Origin of the sequence: Bacillus sp. 22-7 (assembly GCF_010628845.1) — a bacterium.
Lineage (GTDB): Bacteria > Bacillota > Bacilli > Bacillales > Cytobacillaceae > Cytobacillus > Cytobacillus firmus_B.
This window is the reverse complement of record NZ_NJQY01000039.1, coordinates 1793-10002: the sequence shown is the minus strand read 5'-3', so window position 1 is coordinate 10002 and position 8210 is coordinate 1793. Positions and strand designations below refer to the sequence as shown.

Genomic DNA, 8210 nt, shown 5'->3' with positions numbered 1-8210 from the left:
TCTGAGTCTTGAAGTGGGGGTCTTACTGCCCGTTAGACTGCGATAAAAACAGATAAAAAATGAATTGGAGGACCTTACCATGCAGGGAGCAAAATTATATGAAGCACATCTAAACTCAAGCAATTTGGAAAGAAGCATCAAATTTTATGAAAACCTCGGCTTTAAAGTAGCTTACACAACAGAAGACAGGAAAGCAGCATTTTTCTTTCTGGGCGAAAATAAAGAGAACATGCTGGGTATCTGGGAAACAAAAGACACCCCAATAAGGAAAAATCATATAGCCTTTTCTGTTTCGCCTGAGAAGCTCCGGGGAATTATTCCGTTTTTAACCGAAAAAGAGATCGAGGTCAGGGAAAGCTTTGGCCTATCACCGGCAGAACCGATTGTCCATACATGGATGCCGGCTGCTTCAATCTATTTTTATGATCCGGACGGCCACTCATTAGAATATATCGCTGTTTTAGAAGGGGAGGCAAAACCTCATCTAAATCCAATGCACCTAAGCGAGTGGGAAAAACTAAGCTAAATCCTGCAAAATTTCATTTGGTGGTTTGAAACAGGCTAAGCGGGTGGTATATAACCTTTGCCATCATCTTAGAAAGAGGGTCATCAAAATGAAAATTTTAGCAGATAATGGCTTTTATGAAGTGGAATATGATAATGAATATTATGATCATTTAGAATTTGTACGAATAGACCAGATCTGTGAAATTAACTATATAACAATGAAAAACTCGTTAACTGGAGAAGTTTATACATTTGAGGCAGATAAAATCAAGCAGTTTCGGAAAATAATGAAGCTAATGCCAGCTGCTAAAGAGAATCTGGTTGCAGACAACCGTTCCTATTCATTATAATAAAGTGAAACTTCAATCAGTGGGGGTTCTCTTTCCTACTGATTGTTAGTTAACCAATCGGGCCTTTACGGGCAGTAAGACTGCGATAAAAACTAAACATAGAAAATAATGCAGACTTTGAAGGAGTGGCAATAGTGATTCATTTAAACTGGCATGAACGCGAAACATTGAAAAAAGTAAAATGTGTGCACACAGACGCAGCAAAATACATTGTAAACCGGGCTTTAACAGCAGGGAATATCTATGATGTAAAAAATGAAACGGAAGAATTTTATTTCATTGTAGACAATTCCGGAAAAGTAAGCGGATTTTATAAAGACTACTTCCAGGATGCTTAAACCCACAAAGAAAACGGCCTGTTATGGGCCGTTTTCTTTTTACCTTTGTGTCGGGAAAATTCTGCGCACAGTTTGTGTAAATTCATCAAAAAATCCTTCTACTGGATGACCTGCCCGAATGTCCTCTGAATATCCTGTCATTCGATCATAAAAGTCAGGGTTAACAGACACATATACATTATCGATATCCTGATCGACGGCTCTCACCTGATCTGAAATCTTACCCTCAACATCCTTAGTCAATTCTCCATTTCCATCATTTAAGCGTGCGGCCACATAGGCATTATTGTCTGTTACGATGACATTTGCAGATTCAACCTCTGGTATAGAGGTAATTTTATCGGCAGCTTTATCAGCAACCTTCATTCTCGGGGAATCATTTTGATTGTCATTGTCCGTTCCCGTGCGGGTAAGATCAATCCCCGGCTCAGTGGTGCGTCCATTTTCGCCATAGTTGCTGTCGTTCACTTTAGTCGGCTCTGTCAGGTCTCTGTTTCTCTGAGCTGTTTCATTCATATCATTATTATTCGTTGCACAGCCTGCAAGCAATGCTGCTGACAGTGCTCCTGCCATCATTAATTTACGCTTAATCATACACTTTCCTCCTTTTGATTTTCCCCTTTATCTTTCCAAGAATAGATACTGTTATTCAAATTTCTTTAAACAAAAAGGGAGCATGGCATTAAGCCTGCTCCTCATGTCATTACGATTCTGACATAAACTGCACATGATCAGTTTTATCTTTTGTATATAATCTTCTTCCAAGCCATGATTGAAAAACTAAAAACAATCCGCCTGCAGTCCAATAAAGCGGCAAAGCTGCAGGAGCATTTAAAGAAACCAGCATAATCATTACAGGAGACAATAAACCCATGAATTTCATTTGCTTTGGCGTTTGCGCAGTCATATTGCTAAGAGTGAACCGGTACTGAAGATAGTACACTATTCCTGCAATGATCGTGATCCAAATGTCAGAATGACCCAGATTAAACCAGAGAAATGAATGTGCCGCAATTTCCTGATTTCCTCTTATGGCATAATAGAACCCCATTAAAATGGGCATTTGAATCAAGATTGGAAGGCATCCCGCCGCATTCAAAGGATTCACTCCATGCGATTGATACAAACCGAACATTTCCTGCCGCAGCTTTTGCTGCTCCTCCGGTTTTTTCGCTGTTTTCAGCTTTTGCTGGATTTTATCAAGTTCAGGTTTTAACTTATCCATTTTTTCTTTCATCAAGCTTTGATTTTTATATTGTTTAAGCATTAAAGGCATTAATATCAGCCTGATCACGATAGTAATGAAGATTATGGCCAGTCCGAAATTGCCATGAAAGAAAACAGCCGTTCCATGTATGGCCAATGCAAATGGATTGACAAAATATTGATGGAAAAAGCTTGTTCCTTGTCCTCCTTGAGCCTGACAGGCAGATAAGAATATTGGTAATACGGTGATCATAGTAATGGCCAGCAACAGTTTTATTTTTCTCATTCAGGTCAAACCTCCCGCTATATTTTTTTATAAAATAGGGGAGAGGCCTTCCGGCTCATCGCTTTGATCGCCTTTTTTCAGGATCAGTTTTGCCATCCACGACTGAATCGAATCGCAAATAAAGGTCCGATCCATGCAAAACTCTGGAAGGTTTTCATATTCATTTTGATTATTCCCGATATTTCCGGGACTATAAAAAGCAGGCTTTATTTTCCAAATGATTAACAGCTTAGCAGCTAATCCAATGATATATGTTAAATAAAGAGTATATTCTGATGAAATAAAAGACGATTCAATTAATAGTTCAAAGATGTCAGTTCACCTCTATTCACATATTTAAGTATAATTGAATGCTGTATTGATAACAATTGCAGATATTGAACCATTTGCAAAAACTTATTTCTTGTCCATTCTATTGTCACTAAATAGGAATATAATAGGAAAAAGTATATATATATTAAGCTTTTGTGATACACTCTATCAGGGAGATTAAATTATCTCTAGTTCTCTAAATGAATGGTGGGGTATTTTGTCCTTGTTCAAACAAAAAACAATTATTACGCTTGCCAAACTCCTTGTACCCTTATTCATTTTGCTGTTTGTCATGCTTGAAGCAAAAGGGATATTCACTGATTTTAATTGGGCTCTACTTGAGCTTTATGTTGACCGGCTAACTGTCCGCCGAATATTTTTTATCCTTTTATTGGGACTGGCTGCTCTTTTTCCAATGTATTTTTATGATGAAATATTGCAAAGGCTTTTCAGAATTAGAGTTCCTAAAAAAAAGCTTTTATTTTATTCTTTATCTGCTAATGCATTCTCGAACTTTATTGGACTGGGAGGTGTGGCAGGGGCTACACTCAGGTCCTATTTTTATAAAGATTACCTGACAGGCAGTACACCGTATATCAAAATAATTGCCAAGCTGTCACTTTTTTACCTTACAGGCTTGTCTATATTGTCATGGGTCGTCCTATTTACCGATTTACATTTGTATGATGATGTAAAGCTTATAAAACTCGCAGTCTGGGCTGTCGCCGCTTACACACCGCTGCTGCTGGGCGTTTACTTTTTTAAGTCGTCATTTTGGAATACGAAGCACATCAAAAAGGGGTTTGCAGGGGAACTGCTGACGGTTTCATTACTGGAGTGGCTATTTATTATCATATGTATCTGGGGAATTGCCAGAGCACTGGAAGTATCTATTCCATTTTTTGTTTTGTTTCCGATTGTCATCATCTCTGCTTGTGCCGGTATTGCGAGTATGATACCAGGCGGAATAGGATCCTTCGACTTTGTATTTTTGATCGGACTGGAATCACAGGGTGTCCCATCAGAACTGGGGCTTTTGATTCTCATGTTCTACCGTCTCAGCTATTATATCGTTCCTGTGTTTATCGGCACACCGTTTATCATGAATCAGTTTTGGAATAATGGAATGCCAAAGAACAGCTTTAAAATGTAAAAGAGCCTTTAGGGGCTCTTTATTTTTGCTGTCTAGCTCCAGCGCCTCCCCCCTCGAGGTCACAAGCCAATCCTCCCAAAAAGGCAAAGGACGCCTTTCCGTGAGGCTCGACTTGTGCTTGTCAGGGGTGGGCAAGGCGCTTCCGCTTTTCTTATTTACCAAAGAACATCCAGAATGTCTTTGTTAAATAAGTTCGTATCAATATTGCATTCCTCCGCATCAATTCCATACTGCCAGCCTGCAATCAGTGAGTTATCCGGAGCTTCAGGTTTATACTCAGGCGCTTGGGCCTCAGCGGTGATTCCTTTATTCGGCGCTGCAGTCCATATAAATGTGTTTTCAAGAAGGGGAGTGTTTTCGGCTGCAGCCTGATCGAAAGCTTTCCTCAGGGCCTTTTCCTTATCAAAAATTCCATAAATACCAGGTTCATAGGGTGATTCTGACATGGCTTGATACCAGCCTTTTATAAAAGAAGAGTCGACAGGATAATTTGGCTCGATATCCGCAAAAACCGCGACACCCTCGGGTATTCCCAGCTCCTTTGCCAATTGAACAGCTGCTCTTGCTTCACTCTGTCCATTTTCAAGGCCTGTTGCATCATTAAATCGATTCCATATCACGAGTAATTTAATATCATTGCCCTGCAGCAGTTCAGCCTCTTCTGGTGTAATGCCTGCTGATACACCTTCTTTTTCACCTAAATACCGTCCCCATACTTTAGGAGATCCAAAGTTTTCACGAACACAAGAAATCAAGTCGCTTGAAGTGAGACTTGCCGAGTCTACACCCCAAACGACTTCATCATCCCCAGATTGGCCGTCCTGGTCATTTCCCTTATCCTTATCGCCGCTGCTGTTTTCCTTTTCATTATCTTTTTGACCGGAGTCCTGATTTTTATCAGCCTTATTTTTTAACGTATTTGTTACATTCACATCCACATTTACCTCTATATCATTCGTAACATTATTATCAATTTGACTGTCTTCACCATTATTTAAATTGTTGTCGATTGAATTATTCACATTGGCTTTATTGCCTTTGATATTATTTTTTACTTCATTCGAGATATCACTTTCATGGCTTTTGCTTTGGCCATCTGGAACGGTCTCTGTTTTTGGCGGCTCGGCATCCTTTGAATCCATAAGCGAAAAAGTAAAGAGCGAAATCATTACGGCAAAAAATGCGGTCACAACGAAAGGCAAAAGGCCCCGTCTATCCATATATCACAGCCCTCCTTGTCAGTTCATGACATCTTATGCGGAGGGCGGAAGGTTGGTGATTGCATCAAAAGGGGAGTGAAGAATGGTTTCTTATTTTAAAATAACATCGCGACTGCTGATGTTTGGGAAATAATCCTGAAGTGTTATAACGAAATAGTATCACTTGTTCAAAATAACGAACAGATGCTTGAGAATGTGTAAAAAAGTCTTAAATGGGTAAATATCCGTATATATTCAGGCTGAAAAATTTGCTTAAGGCTTTGAACTTCACTACTATTAAAATAATAGGCAAATTTTTCATCCATTTAAGTTGAGAAAGATGGGAATGGGGGATACTAGCCAATAAAAGAAATACATAAGGAAGATTTGTCACAGGAGGTTGCGATTATGCACAGGGAATTTGCGGATGATAGTATAGCTTTGCATACTGATTTGTACCAGATAAATATGGCGCAGACTTATTGGGAAGACAATATACATAATCGAAAAGCGGTCTTTGAAGTATATTTTAGGAAGCTCCCTTTTGGGAATGGATATGGCGTTTTTGCAGGGCTTGAAAGAGTGATCGAGTATATTGAGAATTTCAGATTCACCGAGAGTGACCTGCAGTACTTAAAAAACGAATTGAATTATGCGGACGATTTCCTCGAATATCTTAAAAACATGACTTTTTCAGGAACCATTAAATCAATGGAAGAAGGAGAGCTTGTGTTTGGCAATGAGCCGATTATGCGTGTAGAAGCTCCGCTGGCAGAAGCCCAGATCGTAGAAACAGCACTATTAAATATTATAAATTACCAAACCTTGATTGCGACAAAAGCTACACGAATCAAAGAAGTCATTGGGGATGGGACAGCTATGGAATTTGGTTCCAGAAGGGCACAGGAAATGGACGCTGCCATCTGGGGAACAAGAGCAGCATATATAGGAGGGTTTGATGCGACATCTAACGTAAGAGCCGGCAAGAAATTTGGCATTCCAGCTGCAGGAACTCATGCCCATTCTTTTGTACAGGCATATCAGGATGAGTATACCGCTTTTAAGAAATATGCCCAGACTCATAAAGACTGTGTTTTTCTCGTAGATACCTATGACACGCTGAAATCGGGAGTCCCGAACGCCATTAAAGTCGCCCGGGAAATGGAAGGTCAAATCAACTTTAAAGGAATAAGACTGGATAGCGGGGACTTGGCGTATCTTTCCAAAGAAGCAAGGAAAATGCTGGATAAAGCCGGTTTTCATGATACAAAGATTATTGCATCAAATGATCTGGATGAATACACCATCATTAACCTAAAAGCTCAAGGAGCGAAAATCGATATTTGGGGCATTGGCACTAAATTGATCACGGCTTTTGAGCAGCCAGCATTAGGAGCTGTTTATAAACTAGTTTCAATAGAAAATGAAGATGGCAAGATGACTGACACAATAAAAATCAGCGGCAATCCGGAAAAAGTAACCACTCCCGGCCTAAAGAAAGTATATCGGATTATTAACAAAGACAACCATAAATCAGAGGGAGACTATATTGCACTGGATCATGAGAATCCTCAAGCAGAACCCAGGCTTAAGATGTTCCATCCAGTTCACACGTTCGTAAGCAAATTCGTTACCAATTTCGAAGCGAGAGAATTGCATAAAGTGATTTTCCAGGAAGGGAAGCTTACCTATAAAGTTCCATCCTTAAAAGAGATGCAGAGCTTTGCAAAGGAAAATCTCAACGTATTATGGGATGAGTACCGCCGTTCTTTAAATCCGGAGGAATACCCGGTCGACTTGAGCCAGGAGTGCTGGGATAATAAAATGAACATGATCAGCCAGGTTAAACAAAATATAAAGAGCTGAAGCTATAGGAAGAGGGAGGAACCTGCAATGAATAGGCAAAAAGAAATTATGGAAAATTTAAATGTGAATCCAGCAATTGATCCAAAAGAAGAGATAAAAAACAGAATCCAGTTTTTAAAGGATTACCTTGTTAAAACGAATGCCAAAGGGTATGTACTGGGCATAAGCGGCGGCCAGGATTCCACTCTCGCCGGAAGACTTGCCCAGCTCGCTGTTGAAGAATTGCGAAAAGAAGGCAAGGAGGCAACATTCATGGCAGTCCGGCTGCCATATGGTGTACAGCAGGATGAAAAGGATGCCCAGTTGGCGCTTTCTTTTATCCAGGCTGACCGTGAAGTTGTATTTAATATTAAAAATGCAGTTGATGAAGTAAAAACCGAATATGATCGTATATTGCCGGAGGAACCGTTAAAGGATTATCACAAAGGCAATGTGAAAGCCCGCATGAGAATGATCGCCCAATATGCAATTGGCGGCCAATTTGGCTTGCTGGTTATCGGAACAGATCACGCAGCAGAAGCAGTGACAGGATTTTACACAAAATATGGTGATGGCGGAGCAGATGTCCTGCCATTATCCGGACTGACTAAAAGACAGGGAAAGGCACTGCTTAAAGAGCTTGGAGCAGAAGAAAGACTTTACTTAAAAGTGCCGACTGCCGATCTTCTGGACCAGAAACCGGGACAGGCTGATGAAACAGAACTGGGAATTTCATACGATGAATTGGATGACTACCTTGAAGGAAAATCAGTAAATCCGGAAGCAGCAGAAAAGATTGAAAACCGTTACTTCGTTTCCGAACATAAGCGCCAGATGCCTGCATCCATGCACGATAATTGGTGGAAATAAGCCCACACAAAAAAGGAAAATCCCTCGGGATTTTCCTTTACTTTTGAGCTAATTTGCTTGAAACTTCCTGATAAAGTGAAACTTCAATCAGTGGGGGTGTACTCTATCCCCACTGATTGTTAGTCGCGTTCTAGTGTCGCTAAG

General features: G+C 40.1%; 9 protein-coding genes. 6 read left to right on the top strand and 3 right to left on the bottom strand.

Annotated features, from left to right (window positions below):
* The first annotated feature begins 79 nt into the window (after positions 1 to 79).
* The 3 genes from CE058_RS22810 to CE058_RS22800 all read left to right on the top strand — a co-directional run bounded on the left by CE058_RS22810 (position 80) and on the right by CE058_RS22800 (position 1195).
* On the top strand, positions 80 to 526 hold the full coding sequence (locus tag CE058_RS22810) for a VOC family protein (RefSeq protein ID WP_163145129.1): 447 nt from the start codon (positions 80 to 82) through the stop codon (positions 524 to 526).
* 88 nt (positions 527 to 614) lie between these two features.
* The gene (locus CE058_RS22805) at positions 615 to 857 is read left to right on the top strand and encodes a hypothetical protein (RefSeq protein ID WP_163145128.1); all 243 of its coding nucleotides are present in this window, start codon (positions 615 to 617) and stop codon (positions 855 to 857) included.
* A gap of 134 nt (positions 858 to 991) precedes the next feature.
* Positions 992 to 1195 carry a DUF6501 family protein gene (locus CE058_RS22800; RefSeq protein WP_048011117.1) on the top strand — a complete coding sequence of 68 codons (204 nt, stop codon included), beginning with the start codon at positions 992 to 994 and terminating at the stop codon, positions 1193 to 1195.
* Positions 1196 to 1234: 39 nt separating this feature from the next.
* Here the strand turns inward: CE058_RS22800 and CE058_RS22795 are convergent, their stop codons facing one another.
* A complete protein-coding gene (locus tag CE058_RS22795; protein ID WP_048011116.1) occupies positions 1235 to 1789 on the bottom strand; it encodes a YhcN/YlaJ family sporulation lipoprotein in 555 nt (184 codons plus the stop codon).
* Between the two features lie 109 nt (positions 1790 to 1898).
* Positions 1899 to 2687, bottom strand: coding sequence for a membrane protein insertase YidC (gene yidC, locus CE058_RS22790; RefSeq protein ID WP_048011115.1), 789 nt, complete (start codon positions 2685 to 2687; stop codon positions 1899 to 1901).
* 535 nt (positions 2688 to 3222) lie between these two features.
* On the opposite strand from yidC, the gene CE058_RS22785 reads away from it, so the two are divergent.
* The gene (locus tag CE058_RS22785; RefSeq protein ID WP_226619321.1) at positions 3223 to 4152 is read left to right on the top strand and encodes a putative bifunctional lysylphosphatidylglycerol flippase/synthetase; all 930 of its coding nucleotides are present in this window, start codon (positions 3223 to 3225) and stop codon (positions 4150 to 4152) included.
* Between the two features lie 155 nt (positions 4153 to 4307).
* Here CE058_RS22785 and CE058_RS22780 read toward each other — a convergent pair whose 3' ends face one another.
* On the bottom strand, positions 4308 to 5372 hold the full coding sequence (locus tag CE058_RS22780) for a glycoside hydrolase domain-containing protein (protein WP_048011113.1): 1065 nt from the start codon (positions 5370 to 5372) through the stop codon (positions 4308 to 4310).
* A 387-nt stretch (positions 5373 to 5759) separates the two neighbouring features.
* On the opposite strand from CE058_RS22780, the gene CE058_RS22775 reads away from it, so the two are divergent.
* A complete protein-coding gene (locus CE058_RS22775) occupies positions 5760 to 7217 on the top strand; it encodes a nicotinate phosphoribosyltransferase (protein WP_163145127.1) in 1458 nt (485 codons plus the stop codon).
* Positions 7218 to 7244: 27 nt separating this feature from the next.
* A complete protein-coding gene (gene nadE, locus CE058_RS22770; RefSeq protein ID WP_048011111.1) occupies positions 7245 to 8066 on the top strand; it encodes an ammonia-dependent NAD(+) synthetase in 822 nt (273 codons plus the stop codon).
* The last annotated feature ends 144 nt before the right edge of the window (positions 8067 to 8210 follow it).